The 25,704-nt window shown below is 63.5% G+C and carries 23 protein-coding genes; 7 read left to right on the top strand and 16 right to left on the bottom strand.

Annotation, left to right across the window (positions count from 1 at the left end):
- Positions 1-3: 3 nt before the first annotated feature.
- On the bottom strand, positions 4-951 hold the full coding sequence (locus CK228_RS29720; protein ID WP_095790126.1) for a cation diffusion facilitator family transporter: 948 nt from the start codon (positions 949-951) through the stop codon (positions 4-6).
- Between the two features lie 5 nt (positions 952-956).
- Entirely contained in the window at positions 957-3,146 is a 2,190-nt protein-coding gene (locus tag CK228_RS29715) for an anthranilate synthase (RefSeq protein ID WP_095790151.1), read from the bottom strand.
- A 320-nt stretch (positions 3,147-3,466) separates the two neighbouring features.
- Between CK228_RS29715 and CK228_RS29710 the strand changes: the two genes are divergently transcribed.
- Positions 3,467-4,237: an isocitrate lyase/phosphoenolpyruvate mutase family protein gene (locus CK228_RS29710; RefSeq protein ID WP_095790125.1), complete on the top strand. Its 771-nt coding sequence runs from the start codon at positions 3,467-3,469 to the stop codon at positions 4,235-4,237.
- Position 4,238: 1 nt separating this feature from the next.
- On the opposite strand, the gene CK228_RS29705 is transcribed toward CK228_RS29710, so the two are convergent.
- The 4 genes from CK228_RS29705 to CK228_RS29690 form a co-directional block, all read right to left on the bottom strand.
- On the bottom strand, positions 4,239-5,294 hold the full coding sequence (locus CK228_RS29705) for a succinylglutamate desuccinylase/aspartoacylase family protein (protein ID WP_095790124.1): 1,056 nt from the start codon (positions 5,292-5,294) through the stop codon (positions 4,239-4,241).
- Positions 5,295-5,405: 111 nt separating this feature from the next.
- Positions 5,406-6,581: an MFS transporter gene (locus CK228_RS29700; protein ID WP_095790123.1), complete on the bottom strand. Its 1,176-nt coding sequence runs from the start codon at positions 6,579-6,581 to the stop codon at positions 5,406-5,408.
- A gap of 111 nt (positions 6,582-6,692) precedes the next feature.
- Positions 6,693-8,069: an FAD-containing oxidoreductase gene (locus CK228_RS29695; protein WP_095773488.1), complete on the bottom strand. Its 1,377-nt coding sequence runs from the start codon at positions 8,067-8,069 to the stop codon at positions 6,693-6,695.
- Positions 8,066-8,527, bottom strand: coding sequence for a DUF4126 domain-containing protein (locus CK228_RS29690; protein WP_095790150.1), 462 nt, complete (start codon positions 8,525-8,527; stop codon positions 8,066-8,068). The genes CK228_RS29695 and CK228_RS29690 overlap by 4 nt, the downstream gene beginning before the upstream one ends.
- A 139-nt stretch (positions 8,528-8,666) precedes the next feature.
- Here CK228_RS29690 and CK228_RS29685 point away from each other — a divergent pair, with 139 nt between their 5' ends.
- Positions 8,667-9,224 carry a sugar O-acetyltransferase gene (locus tag CK228_RS29685; protein WP_095790122.1) on the top strand — a complete coding sequence of 186 codons (558 nt, stop codon included), beginning with the start codon at positions 8,667-8,669 and terminating at the stop codon, positions 9,222-9,224.
- Between the two features lie 17 nt (positions 9,225-9,241).
- Here the strand turns inward: CK228_RS29685 and CK228_RS29680 are convergent, their stop codons facing one another.
- Positions 9,242-10,228 carry a helix-turn-helix domain-containing protein gene (locus CK228_RS29680; protein ID WP_095773709.1) on the bottom strand — a complete coding sequence of 329 codons (987 nt, stop codon included), beginning with the start codon at positions 10,226-10,228 and terminating at the stop codon, positions 9,242-9,244.
- A gap of 125 nt (positions 10,229-10,353) precedes the next feature.
- Between CK228_RS29680 and CK228_RS29675 the strand changes: the two genes are divergently transcribed.
- Entirely contained in the window at positions 10,354-10,998 is a 645-nt protein-coding gene (locus tag CK228_RS29675; protein ID WP_095790121.1) for a cysteine hydrolase family protein, read from the top strand.
- Positions 10,999-11,065: 67 nt separating this feature from the next.
- Here CK228_RS29675 and CK228_RS29670 read toward each other — a convergent pair whose 3' ends face one another.
- From CK228_RS29670 to CK228_RS29635, 8 genes are all read right to left on the bottom strand, one after another.
- Positions 11,066-12,745: a formate--tetrahydrofolate ligase gene (locus CK228_RS29670; RefSeq protein WP_095773491.1), complete on the bottom strand. Its 1,680-nt coding sequence runs from the start codon at positions 12,743-12,745 to the stop codon at positions 11,066-11,068.
- Positions 12,746-13,137: 392 nt separating this feature from the next.
- Positions 13,138-14,262 carry a DUF2333 family protein gene (locus tag CK228_RS29665; RefSeq protein ID WP_010911160.1) on the bottom strand — a complete coding sequence of 375 codons (1,125 nt, stop codon included), beginning with the start codon at positions 14,260-14,262 and terminating at the stop codon, positions 13,138-13,140.
- A 105-nt stretch (positions 14,263-14,367) separates the two neighbouring features.
- Positions 14,368-15,666 (bottom strand): DUF6638 family protein, encoded by a 1,299-nt coding sequence (locus CK228_RS29660; RefSeq protein WP_095790120.1) that lies wholly within the window; start codon positions 15,664-15,666, stop codon positions 14,368-14,370.
- 67 nt (positions 15,667-15,733) lie between these two features.
- Positions 15,734-16,144, bottom strand: a complete 411-nt coding sequence (locus CK228_RS29655) for a DUF559 domain-containing protein (protein WP_095790149.1) — start codon at positions 16,142-16,144, stop codon at positions 15,734-15,736.
- 60 nt (positions 16,145-16,204) lie between these two features.
- Positions 16,205-18,109, bottom strand: a complete 1,905-nt coding sequence (locus tag CK228_RS29650) for an ATP-binding protein (protein ID WP_095790119.1) — start codon at positions 18,107-18,109, stop codon at positions 16,205-16,207.
- Positions 18,110-18,133: 24 nt separating this feature from the next.
- Complete coding sequence (locus tag CK228_RS29645) at positions 18,134-19,279, bottom strand: hypothetical protein (RefSeq protein ID WP_095773495.1); 1,146 nt, start codon at positions 19,277-19,279, stop codon at positions 18,134-18,136.
- Between the two features lie 40 nt (positions 19,280-19,319).
- Entirely contained in the window at positions 19,320-20,408 is a 1,089-nt protein-coding gene (locus CK228_RS29640) for a hypothetical protein (protein ID WP_095790148.1), read from the bottom strand.
- Positions 20,409-20,716: 308 nt separating this feature from the next.
- A complete protein-coding gene (locus CK228_RS29635) occupies positions 20,717-21,106 on the bottom strand; it encodes a cytochrome c family protein (RefSeq protein WP_095790118.1) in 390 nt (129 codons plus the stop codon).
- Between the two features lie 153 nt (positions 21,107-21,259).
- On the opposite strand from CK228_RS29635, the gene CK228_RS36105 reads away from it, so the two are divergent.
- Entirely contained in the window at positions 21,260-21,433 is a 174-nt protein-coding gene (locus CK228_RS36105; protein ID WP_245438139.1) for a hypothetical protein, read from the top strand.
- Between the two features lie 90 nt (positions 21,434-21,523).
- On the opposite strand, the gene CK228_RS29625 is transcribed toward CK228_RS36105, so the two are convergent.
- Positions 21,524-22,135 (bottom strand): thymidine kinase, encoded by a 612-nt coding sequence (locus CK228_RS29625; protein ID WP_095790117.1) that lies wholly within the window; start codon positions 22,133-22,135, stop codon positions 21,524-21,526.
- A gap of 426 nt (positions 22,136-22,561) precedes the next feature.
- On the opposite strand from CK228_RS29625, the gene CK228_RS29620 reads away from it, so the two are divergent.
- The 3 genes from CK228_RS29620 to choV all read left to right on the top strand — a co-directional run bounded on the left by CK228_RS29620 (position 22,562) and on the right by choV (position 25,667).
- Entirely contained in the window at positions 22,562-23,497 is a 936-nt protein-coding gene (locus CK228_RS29620; RefSeq protein ID WP_095790116.1) for a choline ABC transporter substrate-binding protein, read from the top strand.
- Between the two features lie 137 nt (positions 23,498-23,634).
- A complete protein-coding gene (choW, locus tag CK228_RS29615; protein ID WP_095790115.1) occupies positions 23,635-24,489 on the top strand; it encodes a choline ABC transporter permease subunit in 855 nt (284 codons plus the stop codon).
- Positions 24,486-25,667, top strand: a complete 1,182-nt coding sequence (gene choV / locus CK228_RS29610; protein ID WP_095790114.1) for a choline ABC transporter ATP-binding protein — start codon at positions 24,486-24,488, stop codon at positions 25,665-25,667. Before choW ends, choV begins: the two co-directional genes overlap by 4 nt.
- Positions 25,668-25,704: the final 37 nt, after the last annotated feature.

Here is a 25,704-nt window from a genome sequence, read left to right as displayed (position 1 = left end):
GCATCACGCAAACGGCACGGCCGTCGTGCCCTTGGGCAGCTTGGCCTCGTCGTCGGGCTCGACATGGATGGTGACGCGCACCGAGGGGATTTCGGCTTTCAGCGCGTCTTCGATCCGGTCGCAGATGACGTGGCTGGCGCCGACCGACATGCCGGCGTCGACGACCAGATGGAACTCGATGAAAGTGGCGCGGCCGGCGATGCGGGTTTTCAGGTCATGCACCTCCAGCGCGCCCTTGCAATTGGCCGAGATGACGTCGCGGATGCGCATGTTTTCCTGCGTGTCGACGGCACGGTCCATCAGGCCATTCATCGACGAGCCGATGACATGCCAACCCTGCCACAGGATGTTGAGCGCGACGATGACGGCGAGCGCCGGATCGAGGATCTGCCAGCCGGTCAGGATTGCCCCGACCAGGCCGCCGAAGACGCCCACCGAGGTGACGACGTCGGTCATGATGTGATTGCCGTCGGCGACCAGCGCCGGCGACTTTTCGGCCCGGCCGGCGCGGATCAGCGTCCAGGCCCAGAAGGCGTTGATCAGCGTGGCGTTACCGTTGACGGCAAGGCCATTCCAGGGCCGTTCCAGGGGCGCTGGCGCTTGCCAGGAGCGCCAGACCTCGTTGAGGATCAAAAGCGCGGCGACGACGATCAGCACGCCTTCGAGCACCGCCGAGAAATATTCCGCCTTGTGATGGCCGAACGGATGATCCTGGTCGGCCGGCTTGTAACTGACCTGGATCGCCCAGAAGGCGGCGACCGAGGCAATGACGTTGACGATCGATTCCAGAGCGTCCGAATAAAGCGCGACGGAGCCGGTAATGTACCAGGCGGCCAGCTTCAGCGCGAGCACGACAAAGGCGACCACGATCGACCAGAAGGCAAGGTTGGCGACCTTGCGCTTCGCGGCCTCCCTGGCTGCGATCGCCATCGTGTTCTCGGCTTCGGCCATCGAGGTCAGGCTGCCTTTTCCTTCGCCTTGCGCGGCAAATGAGCGACGATGTTCTCGATGATGCGCATGCCGGCATTGTGGCCGAGCGTCATGATCGATTCCGGATGGAACTGCACGGCGGCAATCGGCTCCTTGCGGTGCTCGAAGGCCATGATGATGCCGTCCTCCGTCTCGGCCGTGACAATGAAATCATCGGGCAGGCGCACCGGATCGGCGAAGATCGAGTGGTAGCGGCCGACGGTGACTTCCTTGGGCAGGCCGGAGAAGATGATGCCGGGCTTGGAGACGCGGATGCGCGAGGGCTTGCCGTGCATGGGAATGTGCAGCTGGCGCAGTTCCCCGCCATAGGCTTCGGCCAGCGCCTGCAGGCCCAGGCAGACGCCGAAGATCGGCAGGTCGCGGGCGCGCGCTCGTCTGATGGTCGCGGCGCAGTCGAAATCCTTCGGCGTGCCTGGTCCGGGCGAGAGCACGACGAGGTCCGGCTTCAGCCGCTCGAAGACTTCTTCCGGCACCGGCGTGCGCACGGTCGAGACATTGGCGCCGGTCTGGCGGAAGTAGTTGGCCAGCGTGTGGACGAACGAGTCCTCGTGGTCGACGAGCAGGATGTTGACGCCGTCGCCGACGCGCGCGGTGGTGCGCTCGGTGCTGGCGGAATTGCCCATCTTGGCGTCGCGGATGGCGGAGAGCATGGCGGATGCCTTCAGTTCGGTTTCGGCTTCTTCTTCCTCGGGAATGCTGTCGAAGAGCAATGTGGCGCCGGCGCGCACCTCGGCGATGCCGTCCTTGATGCGGATGGTGCGCAAGGTGAGGCCGGTGTTCATGTCGCCGTTGAAATTGACCATGCCGATCGCTCCGCCATACCAGGCGCGCGGGCTCTTCTCGTTCTGCTCGATGAAGCGCATGGCCCACAGTTTCGGCGCGCCGGTGACGGTGACTGCCCAGGCATGCGACAGGAAGGCGTCGAAGGCGTCCATGCCTTCGCGCAGGCGGCCCTCTATGTGGTCGACGGTGTGGATCAGGCGCGAATACATCTCGATCTGGCGGCGGCCGATGACGCGCACCGAACCCGGCTCGCAGACCCGCGACTTGTCGTTGCGGTCGACGTCCGAGCACATCGTGAGCTCGGACTCGTCCTTCTTCGAATTGAGCAGTTTCAGGATCTGCTCGCTATCCGAGATCGCATCGTCGCCGCGCTTGATGGTGCCGGAGATCGGGCAGGTTTCGACGCGGCGGCCGTTGACGCGCACGAACATTTCGGGCGAGGCGCCGATCAGATATTCGTTTTCGCCCAGATTGATGAAGAAGGAATAGGGCGAGGGGTTGATCGATTTCAGCTTGCGCGAAATCTCGGAGGGCTGGGTCTCGCAGCGCTCGTAGAACATCTGGCCGGGCACGACCTCGAACAGGTCGCCGCGCTTGAACGAGTCCATGGCGCGCCGCACAAGGTTGGCATATTCGCCCGGCTCATGGTCGCCGCGCGGCGGGATGCGGTCGGCGGTTTTGAACGGCTCGGCGACTGCGTCGCGCGGCAGGCCTTCGGTCGAAAATCCCTCGCCTGAATAGTCGTAGCGGTCGGTCCACGCCTTGGCCGAATAGTGGTCGACGACCAGGATCTCGTCGGGCAGGAACAGCACCAGGTCGCGCTGGCTCGGCTTGCGCTCGAGCTTGTAGTCGACCGGGTCGAACTGGAAGGCGAGGTCGTAACCGAAGGCGCCATAGAGGCCGAGATTGGCGTCTTCGTCGGTCTTGAACAAAGCGGTGATGGCGCGCAACACGGTAAAGACCGAAGGCACGCGGCTGCGCTCCTCCTCGGTGAAGACGCGGCCGGGTTTGACGACGTCGAGGCGGATCAGCGTCTTCGTCGTCTCTGCGATGGTGATGTCGGCAAGGCCGCCCAGCGTCTTGCCGATGACCGGCAACAGCGCCTCGCCACGGCGGTTCAGCGCTTCGATGCGCATGGCGCGGCCGCGCGCGGAGATGACCAAAGGCGGATCGATGATGGCGGTGTCCCACCGCGTGTAACGGCCGGGATATTCGTAGTTGGAGGAAAACACCGCGCCCCGGCGCGAATTCAAGCCATCGACATAGGCGTCGATCGCCCCCGCATAGGGCCGATCGTGGCGCTCACGCGCAATGGTGATGCCACCCGCGGTCACGAAACTTTCAGCGCCGTTTTCCAGAACCTTCATCGTCATTGCCGTCTCCATCAGCTTGTTGGGGCAACGGACCCGGGACTGGCTTTTAAAAAACAAATGGCCGCCCGGACTTTCCGTTGCGGCCACCCTCTTCTTTTCACGCACGCGCGTTCGAACAGGCCGCTGTCAGCAGGCCCACCACCAAATGGTCTTGGTCGAACGCATGTTCATGGCGAAATCCATAGCGGCGAAAAACCGGATGCGCAACAGGTTTGAAAGGTCCGTCCGGTGGCCGCCGCTTCAAGGGCTCATGGCACATCGCCAGGGCCGGCGGTCCCGGCTAGGCTGGACTTCCAACGATACCAAGACGGGAAACACCCATGACCGACCAGGCCCAGCGCGCGCGGACGTTCCATTCCCTTCACGTCAAGGGCAACCCGATCGTTCTCTACAATGCCTGGGATCCGGGCTCGGCCAAGATCGTCGAGAAAGCAGGGGCCAAGGCCATCGCGACGGGAAGCTGGCCGGTGGCGGCCGCCTTCGGCTATGCCGATGGCGAGAAAATCCCGCTGGAACTGGCGCTCGACAACATCAGGCGCATCGTGCAGGCGGTCGATCTGCCGGTGACCATGGATCTCGAAGGCGGCTACGGCGTCGAGCCGGAAGTCGTCGCCCGGACGGTGACACGCGCCTTGCAGGCCGGCGCTGTCGGCTTCAACTTCGAGGACCAGATCGTTGGCGGCACCGGCCTGCACGACATTGCTGTCCAGGTGAAGCGGGTCGAAGCGGCCGCGGCTGCCGTCAAGGCCTCGGGTATCCCGGCCTTCCTCAACGCCTGCACCGACATCTTCCTCAAGGCCAAGCCCGATGCGCATGACAAGACGCTGCTCGACCAGGCGATCGAGCGGGCGCATGCCTATGAAAGGGCCGGAGCGAGCGGTTTCTTTGCGCCGGGCCTTGGCGACGAGGGTCTCATCGAGGCGCTGTGCAGGGCGACAGCACTGCCGGTCAACATCATCGCATTGGCGCATGTGCCGCCGCGCCAGCGGCTGGCCGAACTCGGCGTCGCCCGCGTCAGCCACGGTCCGGTGCCATACCGGCAAATGGCGGAATGGCTGGAAGCCAAGGCGCGGCTGGCGATCTCGGGCTAGGTCAGTCCTCCAGCGTACCCGACCTGGCATCGACGCTCTTCCTGTCGCCGACCAGCTTCAGCAGATCCTCGCCGGCGCGGATGATGCGACGCGAGCGACGCGTCAGGATGATGCCGTCCTGCGGCGCGAACACTTCCGCGCGGCCATCGGTTTCGCCCGGCGCGTGGACGATGGTGGCGAGACGATCGCCCCTGATGACGCGATCGCCGGGCTTCACGTCATAGAGCACAGCGCCGGCCCGTGGCGCCGGCATCATGTCGATATTTTCCAATGGCGCGACGACGCCCTTGAATGGACCGGGCGCGGGCAGCGCGCTGTCGACGATCACACCGCGTGCCACCAGCAACCGGTAAAGCCCGTCGGCGTCCGCCGCGGCGAGCGCGCCATCGACGTCGAGTATGCCGCGATATTCGACCGTGGCGGCGACGCGCCGGTCGAACTTCGCCACGTCGGCGGGAACGTTCTGGTAGGGCATGATCGAGGCGCCCTCGAAGGTGCCGTCAGTGTCCTCGCTCCACAGTACCACTGCGTCGACGCCCATGGCGGCGGCGCAATCGGCCATGGCCGGCCACAGGCTGGTGTGGATGTAAAGATAGGCAAGGCCCTCGTCGTCGCAGTGCAGGTCGAGAACGATGTCGTGGCCGAGCGACAGCTGCACCAGGCGGGACTTCAGCCGCTGGTCGGCGCCGCCAAAGCTGGTGTCGGGCAAGAGCCTGGCGTCGGGCGCGGCAAGCAGCGGAAAGGCGCGGTTGAAATTGGTGCGGGTGCCCAGGTGAAAGCGGCCCTGATGCTCGCCGAAATGATATTGCGCGCGGCCGATCGGGTTGGCCCAGGGCACGATGGTGATGTCGCCCTTGATGCGGCCTTCGGCAGCGGCCTTGTTCAGCGCCGGCATCAGCGCGTCGATGGCGACGACGCCCGGCAGTTCGCCGGCATGGAGGGCAGCCTGCAGATAAGCCGAGGGCGTCTCCTTGTCGCTACCTGTGAAGCGGAACACCGGGAATTCGTAGGAAACGCCCTCGCTGTCGCCGGCGATGCGTTCGATCGATTTCTGCATGACTTTCTCCAGTTAGAGCGAGAAGACATGCCCATTTGAGGTATCGCTGTCGATTGGTCCAGTCGGCCGCGCTATGGGCGCAAGATTTCCGTCGCTTTGGCGAATGGATGCCTATTCGGCCGCAGCCTGGAGCGGGACAGGCGCGCGCCTGTCCAGCGCCTGCGACAGCACCGCGACGGTGACCGCCAGCAAGGCGAGCACCGTGCCGACCAGCGGCAGGTGGGCGTAGGAGACGCCCGCCGAAAGCGCCACGCCGCCAATCCAGGCGCCGCTGGCATTGCCGACATTGAAGGCGCCCTGGTTCAGCGTGGCGGCAAGGTTCGGCCCTTCGGAAGCGGCCTCGACGACGCGGATCTGCAGCGGCGGCACGACGACGAAGATGAGCAGTCCCCAAAGGAAGACGATGCCGATGGCGACGCCGGCAATCGCGCCGAACTGTGTGAAACCGACGAACAGCACCGCCATCAACAGCAGTGTGCCGATGACGGTCGGCATCAGCTTCCAGTCCGCCAGCCGCCCACCAATGATGTTGCCGATGGTCATGCCGGCGCCGAACAACAGGAGCACCCAGGTGACTGCAGAGGTCGACAGGCCGGACACGTCGGTGAGGTAGGGTTTTATATAGGTGAAGACGGCAAACAGGCTGGCCGAGGCCAGCGAGGCGATCAGCATCGCCAGCCAGACCTGCAGCCTGCCCAGCACCCGCAACTCGCCGCGCAGGCCGCCGCCGCTCGGCTCCGTGACATCCGACGGCACCAGCCAGGCGATGGCAGCGACCGAGATCAGGCCGATGCCGACCACGGCGATGAATGTGGAGCGCCAGCCGAAAGCTTCGCCAAGTGCTGTGCCGGCAGGAACGCCCAGAATGTTGGAAAGCGTCAGGCCGGCAAACATCAGCGCCATGGCGCTGGCGCGTTTGTTGCGCGGCACCAGGCTTGCGGCAACCACCGAGCCGATGCCGAAGAAAGCGCCGTGCCCAAAAGCGGTGAAGACACGCGCCGCCATCAGTGTCCAGTAGTCGGGCGCGATGGCGCAGAACAGATTGCCGACGACGAACGACGCGGCCAGCCCCACCAGCACCGGCTTGCGCGGCAGATGCGCGGTGGCCATGGCGACGATCGGGGCGCCGAAGACGACGCCGAGCGCATAGCCAGTGACCAGCAGGCCGGCCGAAGGGATCGACACGCGAAGGTCGGCGGCGACCTCCGGCAGCAGGCCCATGATGACGAATTCGGTGGTGCCGATGCAGAAGGACGCGATGGCAAGCGCAAGGATCGGCAGAGGCATGGAGCGTCCAGACTGAATCGGTTCAATCCAGAGATTGCGCGAGGAGTTGAGCTATGCGCAATGCACATTGCTGCAATGCACCAATGCAGAATGTCTGGAGCTTTAGGTGCCTCAGGCCAGCGGCTTCAGCTCCTGGGCAATCGTGGGCAGCAGTTCCGAGACAGTGGGGTGGATGTGCGTCGCGCGCGCCAGCGTGTCGACCGGCGCCTTGGCGTACATCAGATCGAGCACGCAATGCACCGCCTCGTCGCCGCCGGGACCGAGCACGCAACAGCCGAGGATCTGCCGCGTGTCGGCATCAACGAAGATCTTCATGAAGCCTTGCGTCTCGCCTTTTTCAACGGCGCGGCCGACGCGGGTCATCGGCCGCTGGCCGACCAGCGCGCGGCGTCCGGATTTCTTCACCGCCGCCTCGGTCATGCCGCAGCGGCCGAGCGGCGGGTCGATGTAAAGCGCATAGGCCTCGATGCGGTCGCTGACCTTGCGTGGGTCGTTGTCGAGCAGGTTGGCGGCGACGATTTCGTAGTCATTGTAGGAAGTGTGGGTGAAAGCGCCCTTGCCGTTGCAGTCGCCCATCGCCCAGATGCCTGGGACGCTGGTGCGCAGCTGGTCGTCCACGATAACGGCTCCACGCTTGTCGACGGCGACGCCGGCTCGGTTGAGGCCGAGATCGTCGGTGTTGAGCGTTCGGCCAAGCGCCAGCAGCACATGAGAACCGACGGCCGGCGGCTTGCCGGCCGAGAAGGCCACGGCGATATCGTCGCCCTGTTTGGCGAAACCGATGTCGTCGGCGCCGACATGGACCGTGATGCCTTCGTTTTCGAGGATGGACAGGATGGTGGCCGAGACGTCCTCGTCCTCGCGGCCGGTCAGGCGCGGGCTCTTCTCGATGACGGTGACTTCGCTGCCGAAACGGCGGAACATCTGCGCGAATTCGAGCGAGATGTAGCTGCCGCCGACGACGACCAGATGGCGCGGCAGGACCTCGAGATCCATCATCGAGGAATTGGTCAGATAGTCGATGTCGTGGACGCCGGGCAAATCGGGCACGGAAGCGCGGCCTCCGGTGTTGAGGAAGATCCTGTCGGCGGTCAGAAGGTCGTCGCCGACGCGCACCGTATTGGCGGTTTCGAAGCGCGCATGGCCGCGATAGAGCGTGCATTTGTCCATGCCGGCGATCCACGTTTCCAGCCCGGTGCGGGAGGCGCCCGAAACCTTGTCCTTGCGCGCCTTGATCTTGGCATAGTCGACACCGACAGGGCCGCTGAGCGTCACGCCATAGTCGGCGGCGCGCCGCGCCAGATGCGCGGCATAGGCGCTCGCCACCATCGTCTTGGTCGGGATGCAACCAGTGTTGACGCAGGTGCCGCCGACCAGCTTGCGTTCGATCAGCGCCACGCTCATGCCGGCTGCGTTCAGCCTGCCGGCGAGCGGTGTGCCGGCCTGGCCGGCGCCGATGATGATGGCGTCGAAAGTTTTTGCCGTCATGCCACCGCCGCCACGATCAGCAGGCCGCCGATGATCGCCACCGCGTCCTCGATGAAGGCGGCGGGCGGGTCCTTGCCGAAAGCAGCCGCAAGCCGGCCGCGCGCTTCGGCGCCGCCCAGCGTGCCGATGACGGCACCGATGGCGCCGGCGATCAGGCAGACGATGGTGGCGCCGGCGGTCGCGCCGATCACCGCGCCGGTGAAGGCGCCCATGATGATGCGGGCGCCGAACTGTTGCGGCACTTTACGGCTCGGCGTCGACGGCAGCTGGTCGGTGACCAGCTCGACGATGGCGAGGATGGTGAAGATGCCGACAGCGGCCCAATGGCTCATGAAGCTTGCCCAGGTGCCGGCAACCGGCAGCCAGCCGAGATAGGCGCCCCAGGCGACCGCGGCCGGCGCGGTCATGGCGCGCAGGCCGGCGATGACGCCGATCAGAAGTGCAAGAAGATAGAGCATGTTGATCCCCTCGATCACCAGGCCAGGACGGCCTCGAGACGGCAGGCTACCATAGGTCGGATATTTGGCCAGTACTTGGATTGGCGCTTTTCTGCTGGCCGCAACTGTGCTTTGCAAGGACGTCAATCGGAGACCCGCCATGGCTGGAAGCGAGCGCGTGAAGATGGCGGCCGGCGAATGGTACTCTTGCCTCGATAACGAGCTGGAGGCGCTGCGTGCCCTCGCGCGCGACGCGGTGTTCGAGCACAATTGCCTGCCGCCAAGGCAGCGCGGCAATCTCGGGCCGGGCCTGAAGGCATTGCTCGGCGGCGTGGGCGAGGGCGCCCGCATCGAGGCGCCGTTCCACTGCGCCTATGGCTTCAACATCGTTCTCGGCGATGGCGTCTTCCTCAACGCCGGCTGCACCATCCTCGACACGGCAAGCGTGCGCATCGGCAAGGGAACGCTGCTTGGCCCCAATGTGCAGATCTATTGCGCCGAGCACCACAGGCAAGCCGCGGGCCGACAGGCGGGGCTGGAGATCGCCAGGCCGGTCGAGATCGGCGCCCATGCCTGGATCGGCGGCAGCGCGGTCATCCTTGGCGGCGTCAGCATCGGCGAGGGCGCCATCGTCGGCGCCGGCGCGGTGGTGACGCGTGATGTGCCTGCAAACGAGACGGTGGTCGGCAATCCGGCGCGGCCGGTCAAGCGCGGCTGAATTTCCGCCGCAAGCAATCAGGCCTGCGCCATCCGTTCTTCCTGGTCAATCCGCTGGGAGAATTCGCGCCGATACTGCGCCGGCGATGTCCTCAGCCTTGCGGCGAAATGCTGGCGCAGCGAGGTGGCGCTGCCGAAGCCGGCCTCGAAGGCCACGATGTCCATCGATTTTTCCGTCGCTTCCAGCAGCCGCTGCGCCAGTTCGATGCGCTGGCTGGTCAGCCAATCGCCAAAGCTGGTGCCGATCGATTTCTGGAAGCGGCGGGTGAAGGTACGCCGCGTCAGACCGGCGGCCTCGGCGACGCTGTCGAGGCTGTGCGCCTCGCCGAGCGTGGCGCGCACCGCGTCAAGCGCCTGGGTGAAGCGATCGGCATTCGCGCTCTTTGCCACGGGGCGTTCGATGAACTGCGCCTGCCCGCCCTGCCTGTGCGGTGAGAGCACGACGTGCCGGGCGAGCCGCAGTGCCGCTTCCGCTCCATAGCGGGCGCGTACGATGTGCAGGCAGCAATCCAGCCCGGCGGCGACGCCGGCGGAGGTGACGATGTCGCCATCGTCGACATAGAGCACGTCGGCATCGACCGAGATGTCGGGGTGCAGGGCGCGCAGCTGGTCCGTATAGGCCCAGTGCGTGGTCGCCTTCCGGCCTGAAAGCAGGCCGGCGGCGGCAATGGCAAAGGTGCCGAGGCACAGGCCGACGATCAGCGCGCCGCGCCGGTGCGCGCGACCGAGCGCTTCGTCGAGCGGCCCGGCCAGCGGGGCTTCGAGATCCTTCCAGCTCGGGATGATGATGATGTCGGCATCGTCGAGCGCGGACAGACCGTGCGGGACAAGGATGCTCAGCCCGGCATCGGTCCGGATCATGCCTTGCTCGACCCCGCACACGCGGAAGTCGAAGCGCGGCAGGCCGAGCCTCGTGCGGTCGGCGCCGAACACCAGGCAAGGCACGGAGAGGTGGAACGGGCTGATGCCGTCGAAGGCGAGGGCGGCAATGATCGGGGCGGTCATGGGCGTTTCCGGTTCGGAAGCTGGATTGTCCCAATTCTTTCGAATGATGTCAATCGGGCCACTTTCGATCACTCCCGAAGCCGCTTATTTTCGGCCCATCGCATCCAAGCCGGAAGGAAAACACCATGTCTGCCCCAGCCAACATCACGCCACGCCGCGCGCTCATCGTCATCGACGTCCAGAACGACTATGATGGCGGCAATCTGGCCATCCAGCATCCGCCGTTCCGCGACAGCGTCGTCAATGTGGCGCGCGCCATGGATGCGGCTGCTGCCGCCGGCATCAAGGTGGTTGTTATCAAGCAGATGGCGCCCGAGAGCTCGCCGATCTTCGCCAAGAGTAGCCACGGCGGCGAACTGCATCCCGAAATCGCCAGGCGCGGCCGCGACCACTATGTCGAGAAGACCCTTCCATCGGCCTTCACCGGTACCGACCTCGAAGCGTGGCTGCGCGCCAATGCCATCGATACGCTCACGGTGGTCGGCTACATGACGCATAATTGCGACCTGTCGACCATCATCCATGCGGTGCATATGGGCTTCGCCGTCGAGTTCCTGTCGGACGCCACCGGCTCGGTGCCCTATGCCAACAGCGCCGGCTATGCCTCGGCCGAGGAGATCCACCGCGTGGTGACGATCATCCTGCAGTCACGTTTCGCGGCCGTACTGAAGACCGCCGAATGGGTCGAGTGCCTGAAGACCGGTGCATTGCCGGAACGCGACACGATTTACGCCTCCAACCAGCGGGCGCTGGCGCGCAACGCGGCCTAGGACCACTCCGCAAACGGAAAGGGCGCCGCATCGCTGCGGCGCCCTTTTCGTTTGGGATTTGAAGATTCTAGAACAGGCCTTCGATCTGGCCGACCTCGTTGAGGAAGATCTTTTCCGAGGACGGCGCCTTGGGCAGGCCGGGCATGGTCATGACCTCGCCGCAGATGATGACGACGAAGCCTGCGCCCGCCGAAAGCCTGACCTCGCGCACCGGCACGGTGTGGCCGGTCGGCGCGCCGCGCAGGTTCGGGTCGGTCGAGAAGGAGTACTGGGTCTTGGCCATGCAGACCGGCAGGTTGCCGTAGCCGGCCTGCTCCCAGGCGTGCAACTGGTCGCGCACCGACTTGTCGGCGATCGCTTCCGAGCCGCGATAGATGCGCTGGACGATGGTGTTGATCTTCTCGAACAGCGGCATGGCGTCGGGATAGAGCGGCGCGAATTGCGAGGCGCCGGATTCGGCCAGCGCCACCACCTTGTTGGCGAGTTCCTCGATGCCGGCCGAGCCGTTGGCCCAGTGCTTGCACAGGATCGCCTCTTCGCCCATCGAAGCGACATAGTCCTTCATCGCCTGGATTTCGGCGTCGGTGTCGGAATAGAAGTGGTTGATGGCCACCACCGCCGGCACGCCGAACTGGCGGATGTTCTCGATGTGGCGGCCAAGGTTGGCGCAGCCCTTCTTCACCGCCTCGATGTTTTCCTTGCCGAGGTCTTCCTTCTTGACGCCGCCGTTCATCTTCATGGCGCGCACGGTGGCGACGATGACGGCCGCCGCCGGCTTCAGGCCGGCCTTGCGGCACTTGATGTCGAAGAACTTTTCCGCGCCGAGATCGGCGCCGAAGCCGGCTTCGGTGACGACATAGTCGGCAAGCTTGAGCGCCGTCGTGGTGGCGACGACCGAGTTGCAGCCATGCGCGATGTTGGCGAACGGGCCGCCATGCACGAAGGCCGGGTTGTTTTCCAGAGTCTGCACCAGGTTCGGCTGCATGGCGTCCTTGAGCAGCACGGCCATGGCGCCGTCGGCCTTGAGGTCGCGGGCATAGACCGGCGACTTGTCACGGCGATAGGCGACGATGATGTCGCCGAGGCGCTTCTCGAGGTCCTTGAGGTCGGTCGACAGGCACAGGATGGCCATGACTTCCGAGGCGACGGTGATGTCGAAGCCGCCCTCGCGCGGAAAGCCGTTGGCGACGCCGCCGAGCGAACAGATCATCTCGCGCAGCGCGCGGTCGTTCATGTCCATGACGCGGCGCCAGACGACGCGGCGGGTGTCGATGCCGAGCTCGTTGCCCCAGTAGATGTGGTTGTCGATCAGCGCCGACAAAAGGTTGTGCGCCGTGGTGATGGCGTGGAAGTCGCCGGTGAAGTGGAGGTTCATGTCCTCCATCGGCACGACCTGTGCGTAGCCGCCGCCGGCTGCACCGCCCTTGACGCCGAAATTCGGGCCGAGCGAAGCCTCGCGGATGCAGACGATCGCCTTCTTGCCGATGCGGTTCAGGCCGTCGCCGAGACCAACCGTGGTGGTGGTCTTGCCTTCGCCCGCGGGCGTCGGGTTGATGGCGGTGACGAGGATCAGCCTGCCGTCCTTGTTGCCCTTCACCGATTTGATAAACTCGGCGGAAATCTTGGCTTTGTCGTGGCCGTAGGGCAAAAGGTGTTCGGTCGGAATGCCGATCTTCTGGCCGATCTCCTGGATCTGCTTCTTCTTGGCGCCGCGCGCGATCTCGATGTCGGACTTCACTTCGGCCATGACGGCTTTCCTCTGGATTGGACTGTGGAGGGGACGGGTTTGATCTCACTGGCAGGCAGGTTGGAACCGGGCGCGGGCTGTTTTAACCCTGTCGCTGCCGCGGCGTCAACTTGCATGCAACTATGTTTCCTATGAAGAAAATTCCTCTGCGGACCGGCCGACCTGTTCTCGGGTTCTTTCCGGCTCCGTTGCCGCGCCGTATAGAAGCCAGAGGACGCGCCGTTCCGCCGTCTCAAAACAGCCGCACAATGCACGGAATGCGACAGAGGCGACGGCGCAAATTCGCCATCGCCAGGCTAAAGCGCATCGCGCTTTAGCCTTTTGTTCTTATGCATGTCGTTCGCCCAAAACCGGGGCCACTTTCGGGCGACATGCACTGCGACCGGCGAACGCTATTGCGTCAGCACGTTGCTGATTTCGACCATGTTGGAGCGCACGCGCAGGATGTAGAAGCCCATTGTCGTCAGGTGCGTCGGCAGCAGCCAGCCATCCTCGCGGCCATTGGCGATGATGAAGGGCTGGATACGCAGGGCCGAGACGAATTGCGCGTCCATCGTGTCCCACAGGCTCTGCAGGTGCTTTTCCTTGATGACGTCCTCGAAGTCGGCCTGCGCGCCCTTCATCAGGCCGTAATAGGCATAGAGCTGGCCATAGGCGAACCAGTAGCGGTCGTCGGCGCGGGTGTCGAACCAGCCATTGTTGTGGTTCTCGGCGCGTTCCTTGAGGATGGCGGAAGTCGAGCCGATGTCCGATGCGATGCGGTCGATATACTGCTTCAGATTGTCGGCGCGGGCATCGAAAGTGGCCTGGCAGGTGGCGAGGCGGGCATTGAACGAGCGCAGCTTGCGCACCGCGTCGCGATAATAGCTCGGGGTCGGTGTCTTCGGGCCGAACGGGCTGACGCCGAAATACCAGGTGTATTCGTCGAACTGCAGATTGCCGCGCGCATCCTGCAGATCGGCATCGATCTGCGAAGTCGTGCGCACGCGGCCGAGATTGTCGGCGAGCTCGGTCGCCGTGCGCCGCACAGCCTGGTTGATGCCGCGCTGGAAGGACGCCTTGTTGTCCATCCACGGCGTGTTGTCCCAGTCGATGCCGAACAGGCCGAGCTTGTAGAGGATCATCGACGAGATCCAGGCATTCTGGTTGACGTTGAAGTCGGTCAGGTCCGCCGCGATCTGGGCAATGCCGGAATTGCCGCAGGTCTTTGCCGTGTCGGTGCCAGTGCCGGCGGCCACCTGCTCGCCGGCGGAAACATTGCGCTTCTCGAAAGTGTAGGTGTCAGGATAGTTCGGGTTGAAATTGTTCCACCACTGGGTGGCATAGAAGAAGTTGGCGTAGAGGCCGATCAGCACCAGCAGGGCCAGGCCGAGCACGGCCTTGAGGATCCAGCCGCGCTGCGTGTACCAGCGGCCGGCCCATAGGAACGGCCACAGGATGGCGCCGATCAGAAGGCCGATGCCGCGGCCGATCCACTGAAAAATCCTGACGAAGAAGTTCACGATCGGATCGAGCATGGCTGTGTCACCCCCTCAAAGCATGATGCCAAAAAGTTGCAGACTTTTTGGATAACATCATGTGCTAAAACAATAAGTTAGAACAAAATGACAGCTCGTTTCGTTCTAGTCGGTCAGGCCGTAGAGGCGTGTGCGAAACGCCACCTTGTCCTTCAAATATGTGGTTTTCAGAACGTCCACAACATGCGATCTCCAGGCGTCGCTGAAGCCGTCATAGTCCTTGTAGAAGCCCTGCTTGTTGAAGATGTAGCGCGAGACAAAGTCGGTCGGCACGAAATCCGAGATCAGCCGGTTGGTCAGCCAGGCGTCGGGATGGTCCGGCTTGGCGCGCACCACCAGGAAGCGCTGCTGCGGGAACACATCCTCGATCTTGAGATGGCCAAGCTGGGCGATCTCGCGCTTGGCGGCGTTGAGGAAGGGGAAATTGCCGTCCTTGGTAATCAGGTCGGCATGGCTCTGGATCCAGGTCTGCAGCCAGACCTTGTCGACATCGGTCAGATTGCGGTTGGGCTCGGCGTCACGGATCAGCGCGCGCACCACCATCTCGGCGCGGTGCTCGAGATAGCCGGACGTTTCTATCCATGAGGCGCGGGGCAGTTCGATGCGGCCGGTGCTGGCCAGGAACTTGAAGACCTTGTCGGCGTCGTTGATCGAGAGATAGCTCACCTGCCACGGCCGCGAGCGGCGAAAGCCCGGGGCCGCCGGATCGCTGATCACCGTCGTCATGTCGGGATCGACGAACACGTAGAGCCCGCCGAAATGGCTGGTCCAGTAGGCATTGTGGCGGAAGATCACCTGGTCTGGCACCAGCGCGTTCTCGCGGATGTCGCCGCAGATTTTCGCCAGCTCCACCATGCGCGTCAGCATGGCGTTGTCGCGCCAGGCATCGGGCTCCTGCTTCAGCCGGTCGACGAGCTTGCCGAGTTCAGCGGCCTTGCCCAGCACATCCTCGGCCGACAGAACCTTGAACTCGACCTGGTTGATCGACAGCAGGTCCTCGATGTCGTTGACCTTGGGAACGGAATCCTCGATCTCGCCGTAGATGACGTCCTTGATGGTCAGCGCGTCGATGGCGCGCTGGTTCTTGGACATGAACTCGAACATCAGCTGCGAGGTGTTGGAGAAGGCCGTGTGCACCACCGGCAGGTCGATCTGCGACGGCGTCAGGATGATGAAGCGGCGATTGACCTCGTTGGGGTCGAGATAGTCAGGGTCGCCGCACTCGTCGGCGATCTCGGGCGAGAAGCCGGTGCGGTCGATCTGGAAGCTCTTCAGCCTGGTCGGAGGCAGGCCAAACGCGGCCAGCGCCTTGTTGTAACGCTGGACGAGATGCGGCTCGTCGACGGTGAGCAGACGGCCGTAGATGAGTTCGTTGTCGCGCAAGAGGTCGGGTTTTTTGCTCACCTTTCCTTCTCCCCGTTCACGGGGAGAAGGTGCCCGAAGGGCGGATGAGGGGCGGCGCAAGCGCTCATTATTCTTGCTCCAACGCCGTGGCCGGCAGAAATTTCGCATCGACACCGATCATCTTGCGATCGAGTCGACCATCCAGCGCCGCGACAATCGTATCCAGCACGCTCGAAAGATTGGCTAAAACATCCGCGTGCCAGACCCTCAATACCGACCAGCCGTTGTCGTTCATCGTCTCGTCCCTGTACCGATCACTGAATTGACTGGCATGGTGGCTTCCATCGACTTCCACAACCAGATTCGCCTCGCGGCAGGCAAAGTCCGCGAAATAGGGGCCGATCGATAGTTGGCGAACAAACTTGTGACCATTCAATCGCCGTCCGCGCAATTCATGCCAAAGCCTTTCCTCGGCATCGTTCTCAACTCTCCGCAACTCGCGGGCTCTCACAATCTTTGGCTCGTTTCTTCCACGCATGGCGCTGCCCCTCATCCGCCCTTCGGGCACCTTCCCCCGTAAACGGGGAGAAGGAAAAGATCACCACAGCCCCTTCTTCTTCATCTCCTCCATCTCGCGCGCCGCCCGCTCGCGCAGCCGCGCGTCGCGCAGCAGCTTTTCCACGGCGGCGTCGTCGGACTTGTCGGAGTAGCGGAACTCGGAATCGGCGTAGCGGTTGATCTCCTGCATGACCATGTCCATCGAGAACGGGCCGCGCAGTTCCTCGATCATGGCTTTCTTCTCGTCATAGCCCTTGTGCATGAAGGCTTCCGGCTTCTCGAACCAGTCGTCGGGAAGCTCGATGTCCATGGCGCGCATCTTGATGGCGTCGGTGACGTTCTTGATGGCGCGGCCGGTGAAGCGCGGCTCGGCGTCCTTGATCAGGTGCAGGTAGGTGCCGATATCGGCCATGGTCTTGGGCGCGCCATTCTCCTTCATGTAGCGCTCATAGACCTTCATCAGGCCGTCCTCCTGCGGCTTTTCGTGCTCCTCATAAGCCTCCTCGACAGCGCGCTGGATTTCCTGTGCGGCGTAAAGCTCGTGCTTGCCCAGAGGGATTTCGTGGTTCTTGCCGGCGAGCAGCACGAAGATGTCGATATAGTCGTCGCGGGTCTGCGGGCCGTCGACCAGCCAGCGGGCACCGGCGCGCTGGCGCAGCGCGTCGTCGACATTTTCGGGATAGTTGGAGAACATGCCGAAGGAGCAGTTGCCGCGCACCACGGTTGACGCGCCGGCGAAGGCATCCATCAGGACGCCGGTGATCTCCTGCTGGCCGGCCGAGGCGCGGTCGTCGGAGCGGCGCGCCGCCACCTGGTCGATATCGTCTATGGTGCCGAAGCCGATGACGCGCGGGTTCAAGACATTGTTGATGAACTGGCGGCAGTTCTGGCCCGATTTGCCCTGATAGGACGAAATCTGGTCGACGCCGAAATTCTCATAGGCAAAAGGATAGCCGGCGACCTGGCAATAGCCGTTGACGAGGCCGGCGATCATCTGGATCAGCGTCGTCTTGCCGGTGCCCGGCGCGCCGTCGCCGATGAAGGTGAACAGAAAGCCGCCGAGCTCGACGAAGGGGTTCAGCTCGCGCTCGAAGTCGTAGGCCATCAGCATCTTGGCCAGCCTGACCGACTGGAATTTGGCGATGTGGTTGCCGACGACCTCTTCCGGCTTCTTGAAAGTCATCACCAGCGGTTTGGAGCGCTTGCCGGGGGCGACGTCGAAGCCGTCCAGGGTGAATTCATCGGCATCGATGCGGATATGGGCGTTCTCGAACGGGCCGATGCCGTCGAAGCGGCCTTTTCTGGCCAGCAGCCCATCGATGGCGACGCGGGCGAAGGCGCGTGCCCGTGTCGCCAGGTCGGCATCGTCCTTCGAGCCCGCTATCGCCTTGTCGAGGCCGGCGAGGATCGACTTCACCGCATCCTGCGGCGTGTCGAAAAGGAAGTCGGGTTCGGGGATGTCGTTGGGTGCCTCGCCGTCGCTGTCGATCAGCTGGAACAGATAGGATGCCAGGCTGAAGGCCGAGATATAGGCCGAGGCCGACAGGAGCTTCTTGAAGGCCGACGCCTCGTCGCCCTCGAGCGGGGCGCGGGTGTTCTTCGCCTGCAGGCTTTCGAGGTCGGAGCCTTCGGCGAAGACATCCGATATGGCCAGCGCGATCGCCGTGCCGCGCCGCGCGCGAAACAGAAGCGTGTGCTGCGGAATGGTGAGCAACTGGTCGTCGGGATGGACGGCGCCGACGGTCTTCGACAGCTCGACCTCGCGCGTGCGACGCACCGAGCCAACCGAGACGGTGGAGACGAAGCGGCGATTGGTGCCGGCCAGTGCCGTGCCGGACTCACGCGACGGGTCTTCCAGCACGACGATGCGGGTGATGAAGCTCTGCGCTGTGGCGCGGTGCTTCTCGATCGCCGCTTCCGGGATGGTGGTCAGGCCGGTGTCCATGAAGTGTGCTCCGTGGTGTTACGGTCAGACGTCTGAAATGACCTGCCCATTCGACAGGATGTGGACCTTGTAGCCGCCAAAGATCTTCTGTGCTTCGCCGACGGCGTAGAGCGCCTGGTAGGCCTCGTGCGGGATCAGCGCGTGGTTCTCGTAGCTGGACACGCCCTGGCGCGCGGCTTCCAAATCGTCGGTGTTGATGAAGAATTCCTGCGTCGTCTTCTCGCTGGAAAACAGCCCCTTGCGGCCGGGCTTCTCGCCCTTGGAATAGACCTCCTGGATGGTCCAGGTCAGCAGCCAGGCGTTTTCCGGCTTGCGCACCTTGGCCAGCACTTCGGTCACCGTCGAATTGTTGTCGGTAATGCCCGCGGAATAGAAGGGGCCAAGCACGACGCGGCGCAACTGCTTGGGGTGCAGCGGCTCGAAATCCTTGTCGAGATTGACCGCAATCGTCGCCGGTGACAGCGTGTAGGCGGAGTTCTTCTCGGTGAAATCGTCGAAACGGTGGGCGAGCTCGGGATTGAGCAGGCCGTCGACCGGCAGTGGGATATCGACCTTGTCGTTGAGCTTGCCGTTCCGGTCGACGAGCTGGCGGACCATGTTCTCGGAGGAATCCTCCACCGTCACCATGTAGACCAGCGGCAGGTTGGCGCTGCCGTCGAAGGTCGCCCAATGGACGAGATAGTAGGGCAATGCCGTCTTCGGATTGACCGACACCTTGGCCGTCTGCGCCAGCGTGAACGGCCCAAAAGTCTGCTCGCTCCTGACGTCCTCGAGATAGAGCCGCTCGGCCATCGACTTCTGCAGCGCCTCGGGGAATTCCTTGTGGCGCAGGATGAAGTCGGCCATCTCCTCGCGCAGCTCGCCGGCCAGCGGGATGTTGGCAAGGCGCGCATCGGCCTGGCGGCGGTCGTTTTCCAGTTCGAGCAGGTTCTGGAACACCGGGAAGCCGCTTTCGGCGCGCGAAATGCGGAACGTGTCCATGAAGCCCAGCCGGTTGCGCCAGCAGCCAAAAGACTTGTCGAGCCGGGCGATGTATTCGGCAACGATCTTGGCGACGATGCCGTGCCGGTAAAGCGGCGAGCGGTCGTCGCGCATGAACACTTCAAGACCGCTGAGCGCGGCCGTGATTGCCGAGAAATACCGCGCCGCCGCGTCGTTTTCGGGGGTCATTCTGTCAGCCCTGGGATTGTCGCACCGGTGCGCGCGGCAATTATGACTGCACGTAGTTGGCCGAATTGTGCTTCTTCAGCACCTCGTCGAAGCGCCGGGCAAAGGCATCGTCGGCGAGCTTCTTGCGGCGCTGGATATCGGAGCTGGCCACCATGTTCTTCTCGTGCATTTCGAGCAGATCGCCAATGTGCTTCTGCGAAGCGGCGCCGATGCCGGCCATGGTTTCTTCCGCCGTGTTGTCGACCTGGCTGCCCAGCGTGTTGATCTTGTGGGCGACGTCCTGCTGCGCGGCGGTCTTCAAGGAATCTTCCAGCGCCTTGTAGAGCACGATGCGCTGCTCGGTATCGATGGTCAGCTTGTTGATCAGCGTCGACTGCGCGGCGATCTGGTTGTTGAGCGAATCGACGAAGGTCTGGAACATCGAGGTGTAGCGCTCGAGCGTCTGGCTTTCGGCCAGCAGTTCCTGCTCCTTGGCCTGCTTCTCGTTGTATTCGGTGGCGAGCTTGGAGCGTTCGCCCTCAAGCTGGGTGCGGTCCTTCTGGCTTGTCGAGGCGGCGATCTTGTTTTCGATGTCGAGCAGCATGGGGTTGAGTTCCTCGATGCGTTTCTGCACGGCTTCGAGGTTCGACATGGTGGTCTTGCGGCGCTCGATGACCTGCGACAGGCTGGCCTCGGAGGTCTTGTAGCGCTGGTCGAGAACCTCCTTCTGCGCCTTCAGGATGCCGACGATGGTGTCGGACTTGGCCAGAAGTTCCTGCAGATTGCCGGCCAGCGACATGTTGCGGACGCGGTCGGTGCGCATGCGCTGCTTGCGCTGGCTGGAGAAGACACCGACGAAGTTCTCCCAGCCGGTGTAGTTCTTCATGCTCTCGAACTCGGCGCCGAAGACGTTGGTGGCGTCCTCGAGGCCGATGATCAGGTCGGCAATGTTGCCTTCCATCACCTTCTGCTGCTTCAGCACGTCCTCGATGCGGGCGTTCTCGATGTCGAAATTGGCGTCGCCGATCTTCTTGTCAGCGGTGGCAAGCGTGTCGAGCACGGTGCCGGACTGCTCGATCTTGGTGCGCATGTCCTGGACGACCTGCTTGGTCTTGGCAATTTCGGCATCGAAATTCTGCAATGTCGCCATAGGGGCCTCCCGCTTCGGCTTCCGGTCGCTGGTTGCGAACAGCGGCGAATATATGTGGGGCATCCGGGGATTGAAAGACGTGAAGACAAGGGCCGCGTGAAAACAAAAGAATCCGCCAAGGCCTTGAAAGACAATGCAGGTGGGGTCATGGCGTGATTAGCCGGTCAGTCGGGACTAGTTCAGCTGTCATTGAACTTTCATGCCGGCAAGACAGTCAGCCCCCGCCGACGCGGAAATGCTGAATTCGTCAGGGGATTGAACCGGTTGCAGCCAAACACATCAGTGCGGCCGCACCGCATAGACGCCACTCAGGGCTTCGGATCGGCCTTCAGATAGGCGATGACATTGGCGATGTCGTCATCATTCGTCAGGCCACCAAAAGCCATTTTGTTGCCGGGAACTTTGAGCTTAGGGGCCCTGAGATACTCGGTGAGATTTGCCTCGTCCCAGACGAGACCGGCAGCGCCCGCACTCTTCATGGCGTCGGAATAATGGCCAAGGAAGCTTTCCGCGCTGCCTGCGGCGCGGCCGACGACACCCTTGAGATGCGGGCCAACCTTGTCGCGGTCGGTGGCCGCCTCATGGCAGGCCATGCAGCGGTTGAAGACGTGCTTGCCCTGCACCGGGTCGCCGCCGGCATGGGCGGCAATGGAGGTGGCAATGAGAAGAAGGCTGGCTGAGGAAACGGCTCGAAGCATGGCTGACCCCGGAGAGCTCTGGCTGACGGCCTTATAGGACCGAGGCCTTAACAAACGCTGCACCGTGGCGAGTGGGCCGGTCGTACCTGCTCGCGTCCCCGGCATCGGCCAGCATGTTCCCGCGCATGCAGCGGCTGGCTGGTCAGCATCGGCGTGCTGCACACCGGCATTGCCTATGTGCTGATGAACTCGGCCTTTCCGCGCCTGACGACGCCGGTGATCGGCATCATCACCTTCACCTATCCGGTCGTTGCCATCATCATCATCATCGACTGGGCGGTTACGGGCATCCGCTCGGGCCGGCGCAGGCCGCCGGCATGGCGCTGATCGCCGTGGCGACGCTCGGTGTCCGGCTGGGCTGGCGGTTTCCGCTGTGGCGTGTCTCTGCGGCCTGACGCGGGTCGCAGGGAAGCTGGGTCAAGATTTCATGAAGCCGATGAAATCGTCGGGCGCGGCGCGGCCCATTTCTTCTTCCCAGTGACGGCGGCAGAGCGAGACATAGACATCCTTGCCGATCGCCACCTGTTCACCCTGGTGGGCCACCTTGCCGTCCGGGCCGAGGCGCACGACCATCGTCGCCTTACGGCCACAGCGGCAAATGGTGCGCACCTCGCGCAGGTCGTCGGCGATCGCCAGCAGCGCGCGCGAGCCGGAAAACAGCTTGCCCTGGAAATCGGTGCGCAGGCCGTAGCACATGACCGGGATGTTCAGCCGGTCGGCGATGCGGGCCAATTGCCAGACCTGCTCTTCCTCGAGAAACTGCGCCTCGTCGACGAAGACGCAGTGCACCGTCGTATGGTCGTGATGTTCGGCGACGCGGGCGAACAGGTCGTCGCCGTCGCGGAACATCTCGGCTTCGGTCTCCAGCCCGATGCGCGACGAGATCAGGCCGCTGTCCCCCTTGCGGTAATGGCCGGCGACGAACAGCATCGTCGTCATGCCGCGTTCGCGATAATTGTACGAGGCCTGCAAGAGCATCGTCGTCTTGCCGGCATTCATCGTTGCGTAGTTGAAGTAGAGCTTGGCCATGCCGTCCTTTACGGTCCGTCGATATTCAGGCGATGCCGGCCTGCAAATGGCCGTCCCCTGCGCTTCCCCGTTCTACTGCGTCGCAGTAGATCTGTGCTCACATGCCCAAAAGTACGCTCCGCTCCGGTTCTCGGGCCCCACCATTTTCGTCTCAGCCTGACCTGAATCCAAACAGACCTTAAGCCGAGTTGCCTCTGCGCGGGGAGGGGCCGCTGGCGCATTCCCCTGAAAAAGCCGGCTCGCCGCTGAAAAAGATGAGCGGCGTGACAAAAGCGTCAGCCGTGTCGCTGATTGGCCATTCCGCGCCGTTGATCGTGATTGCCTTAGCGCTTGAAACTACACCAGAATGGTGTTTGGCTGACGAAACAAGGCGGGCAGAGAAACCGTTACGACGCTTCGCCAAAGAATCACAATGGGAGACTGTCTATGTCGCGTATGAATTCCTTCGTCGCCGGCCTCGGCCTGGCGGCGTTCCTGTCCACGAGTGCCGCCTTTGCCGGCGATCCGGCGAGCTGCAAGGCGGTGCGTCTTTCCGATGTCGGCTGGACCGACATCCAGGCCACCACGGGGCTCGCTTCGGTGCTGCTCACCGCGCTCGGCTATGAGCCGCAGGTGATCCAGCTCTCGGTTCCGGTGACCTATGCGTCGCTGAAGAACAAGGACCTCGATGTGTTCCTGGGGAACTGGATGCCGTCGATGACCAACGACATCAAGGACTATACCGCCGACGGTTCGGTCGAGACCGTCAGCCAGAACCTCTCGGGCGCCGGCTATGGCATCGTCGTGCCGACCTATGTCGCGGACGCCGGCGTCAAGACGCTGACCGATCTTGGCAAGTTCAAGGACAAGTTCAACGGCAAGATCTATGGCATCGAGGCCGGCAATGACGGCAACCGCATCATCCTCGACATGATCAAGAACCCGAAGGACAATCTCGAGGGCTTCGAACTGGTCGAGTCCTCGGAGGCCGGCATGCTGACGCAGGCCGAGCAGTCGATGAAGAACAATGAATGGATCGCCTTCCTCGGCTGGACGCCGCATCCGGTGATGGGCGCCATGAAGATCACCTATCTCGACGGCATGGGCGACAGCGGCTTCGGCGCTGCCACCGTGTCGACCAATGTGCGCAAGGGCTACACGACCGAATGCCCGAATGTCGGCAAGTTCATCACCAACCTGAAGTTCAATCTGGATATGGAAGGCCAGATGATGGACGCGATCCTGAAGGGCGGTGACGCCCAGACGGTCGCCACCGACTGGCTGAAGAAGAACCCGGACGCGGTCAAGCCGTGGATCGCCGGCGTGACCACCTTCGACGGCGGCGACGCCGCAGCGGCGGTCAAGACCGCGCTCGGAAGCTGAGCCGACTTCGCATCCGGCATGACCGGATGAAGATGGGCAGCCGTTTGACAAAGGGCTGCCCTTTTTCACATCCTGTGACAAGATGACGTTGCGACAGCGCGGGGCCGAAGTCAGAGCCCTGGTGGAAGAGGGGTGAGATGGATCCGATTTCCAAATTCATGGTCGATCACAAGATCCCGATCGGCGCTTGGGGAAAGTCCTTTTTCGGGTTCCTGACCGATAATTTCGACACCATCTTCAGAGCCTTCTCCAACGGTCTGAATTTCATTCTCGACGGGCTAGTCGACCTCCTGCTGATGGTGCCGCCGGTGCTGCTGGCGCTGGTCATCGTTGGTATTGCCTGGTTGCTGCAGCGCTCGCGGCCGCTCGCCATCGGCGTCTTTCTCGGCCTGATCTTCATCATCAACCAGAACCTGTGGAAGCAGACCGTGCAGACGCTCGTGCTGGTCGTCGCCGCCGCCGCCATGGCGATGGCCATCGGCGTGCCGCTCGGCATCTGGGCGGCGCACAAGCCGAAGGTCTACCGCGTCATGCTGCCGGTGCTCGATCTGATGCAGACCCTGCCGACCTTCGTCTACCTGATCCCGGTCTTGACGCTGTTCGGCCTCGGCAACGCGCCCGGCCTCATCGTCACCATCATCTTCGTCATCCCGACAGCGGTCAGGCTCACTCACCTCGGCGTCGTCTCGGTGCCAAAGTCGATCATCGAGGCCGGCGAGGCGTTCGGCGCCACCAAGAGCCAGCTGTTGTGGAAGGTGGAACTGCCGTCGGCGCTGCCCACCATCATGGCGGGTCTGACGCAATCGATCATGCTGTCGCTGTCGATGGTGGTGTTCGCGGCTCTCATCGGCGCCGGTGGGCTGGGCACCGAGATCAACCGCGCGCTCGGCTCGCGCCGCATCGATCTCGGGCTTGAGGCGGGCCTCGCCATCGTCGTGCTGGCCATCGTGCTCGACCGAATGACCCGCATTGGCGTTGGAGGCAAGAAATGACCGTCGCCGTCGATTTCAAGAACGTCGATATCGTCTTCGGCGCCGACCAGGCCGGTTCGCTTGCGATGATCGACAAGGGCGCCACACGCGCCGAAATCCTGGAGAAAACCGGCAATGTGCTGGGCTGCGCCGGCGCCAGCCTTACCGTGCATGAGGGCGAGATCTCCGTGCTGATGGGTCTGTCGGGCTCCGGCAAGTCGACCCTGCTTCGGGCCGTCAACAGGCTCAATGTGGTGTCGCGCGGCCAGGTTCTGGTCAAGGACGGCGACAAGATCGTCGACGTCGTCACCTGCGACGAGTCGACCTTGCGGCGCTTGCGCCAGAAGCAGGTTGCGATGGTGTTCCAGCAGTTCGGCCTGCTGCCGTGGCGCACGGTCGAGGAAAATGTCGGCCTCGGCCTCGAACTTGCCGGCGTGCCGGACGCCGAACGCAAGGAGCGCGTGCACAGGCAGCTCAAGCTGGTCAATCTCGACCAGTGGTCGAAGAAATACGCGCACGAGCTGTCGGGCGGCATGCAGCAGCGCGTCGGCCTGGCCCGTGCCTTCGCCACCGAAGCGCCGATCCTGTTGATGGACGAGCCGTTCTCCGCGCTCGACCCGCTGATCCGCACCAAGCTGCAGGACGAACTGCTGCAGCTGCAGGCCGAGCTGAAGAAAACCATCATCTTCGTCAGCCATGACCTGGAAGAGGCGCTGAAGATCGGCAGCCATATCACCATCATGGAGGGCGGGCGCATCGTCCAGACCGGCGCGCCGGAAGACATCGTGCTGCGCCCCGCCAACGACTATGTCCGCGACTTCATCGCCAATGTGAACCCGCTCTCGGTGCTGACCGCCTGGAACGTCATGCGCGATCGCCGCGACCTCGAGCACGGCGACAATGGCTGGGTGTGGCTAGACCGGCGCAAGACGACGCGCTTCAAGATCGACGATCACGGCCTGGTGGCGGCGGCCGAACGCGATGGCAAGCCGGCGGTGTGGGTGTCCTGCGCCGATGTCGAGGGCCAGCCGGAGGAAGTGGCGCAAGTGTTCTGGGCCAATCCCGGCACGTCGCTGAAAACCGTCATGCTGGCCATGCACCGTTCGCAGACAGCACCCGTGGCACTGTTCGACGACCAGTCCCGCTTTGTCGGCGCCATCGGCATCCGCGACGTACTGAGCGCGGTGCTGCGGCGCTAGCAATAGAGGAGCGGCGAGTCCTCCTTCAACTATCTTC

Source organism: Mesorhizobium sp. WSM4312 (genome assembly GCF_002294875.1).
In the GTDB taxonomy this organism is placed as follows: Bacteria; Pseudomonadota; Alphaproteobacteria; order Rhizobiales; family Rhizobiaceae; genus Mesorhizobium.
The sequence above is the reverse complement of the archived record's forward strand: the minus strand, read 5'-3'. Positions and strand labels throughout refer to the sequence as shown.

Coding starts and splice junctions, on each gene's coding strand:
- CK228_RS29650 (WP_095790119.1), bottom strand. CDS start 18,109: ATGGACACCGGCCTGACCACCATCCCGGAAGCGGCGATCGAGAAGCAC.
- CK228_RS29620 (WP_095790116.1), top strand. CDS start 22,562: ATGTCGCGTATGAATTCCTTCGTCGCCGGCCTCGGCCTGGCGGCGTTC.
- CK228_RS29635 (WP_095790118.1), bottom strand. CDS start 21,106: ATGCTTCGAGCCGTTTCCTCAGCCAGCCTTCTTCTCATTGCCACCTCC.
- CK228_RS29695 (WP_095773488.1), bottom strand. CDS start 8,069: ATGACGGCAAAAACTTTCGACGCCATCATCATCGGCGCCGGCCAGGCC.
- CK228_RS29685 (WP_095790122.1), top strand. CDS start 8,667: ATGGCTGGAAGCGAGCGCGTGAAGATGGCGGCCGGCGAATGGTACTCT.
- choW (WP_095790115.1), top strand. CDS start 23,635: ATGGATCCGATTTCCAAATTCATGGTCGATCACAAGATCCCGATCGGC.
- CK228_RS29720 (WP_095790126.1), bottom strand. CDS start 951: ATGGCCGAAGCCGAGAACACGATGGCGATCGCAGCCAGGGAGGCCGCG.
- CK228_RS29665 (WP_010911160.1), bottom strand. CDS start 14,262: ATGCTCGATCCGATCGTGAACTTCTTCGTCAGGATTTTTCAGTGGATC.
- CK228_RS29655 (WP_095790149.1), bottom strand. CDS start 16,144: ATGCGTGGAAGAAACGAGCCAAAGATTGTGAGAGCCCGCGAGTTGCGG.
- CK228_RS29675 (WP_095790121.1), top strand. CDS start 10,354: ATGTCTGCCCCAGCCAACATCACGCCACGCCGCGCGCTCATCGTCATC.
- CK228_RS29625 (WP_095790117.1), bottom strand. CDS start 22,135: ATGGCCAAGCTCTACTTCAACTACGCAACGATGAATGCCGGCAAGACG.
- CK228_RS29640 (WP_095790148.1), bottom strand. CDS start 20,408: ATGGCGACATTGCAGAATTTCGATGCCGAAATTGCCAAGACCAAGCAG.
- choV (WP_095790114.1), top strand. CDS start 24,486: ATGACCGTCGCCGTCGATTTCAAGAACGTCGATATCGTCTTCGGCGCC.
- CK228_RS29705 (WP_095790124.1), bottom strand. CDS start 5,294: ATGCAGAAATCGATCGAACGCATCGCCGGCGACAGCGAGGGCGTTTCC.
- CK228_RS29690 (WP_095790150.1), bottom strand. CDS start 8,527: ATGCTCTATCTTCTTGCACTTCTGATCGGCGTCATCGCCGGCCTGCGC.
- CK228_RS29700 (WP_095790123.1), bottom strand. CDS start 6,581: ATGCCTCTGCCGATCCTTGCGCTTGCCATCGCGTCCTTCTGCATCGGC.
- CK228_RS29680 (WP_095773709.1), bottom strand. CDS start 10,228: ATGACCGCCCCGATCATTGCCGCCCTCGCCTTCGACGGCATCAGCCCG.
- CK228_RS29670 (WP_095773491.1), bottom strand. CDS start 12,745: ATGGCCGAAGTGAAGTCCGACATCGAGATCGCGCGCGGCGCCAAGAAG.
- CK228_RS29715 (WP_095790151.1), bottom strand. CDS start 3,146: ATGACGATGAAGGTTCTGGAAAACGGCGCTGAAAGTTTCGTGACCGCG.
- CK228_RS29710 (WP_095790125.1), top strand. CDS start 3,467: ATGACCGACCAGGCCCAGCGCGCGCGGACGTTCCATTCCCTTCACGTC.
- CK228_RS29645 (WP_095773495.1), bottom strand. CDS start 19,279: ATGACCCCCGAAAACGACGCGGCGGCGCGGTATTTCTCGGCAATCACG.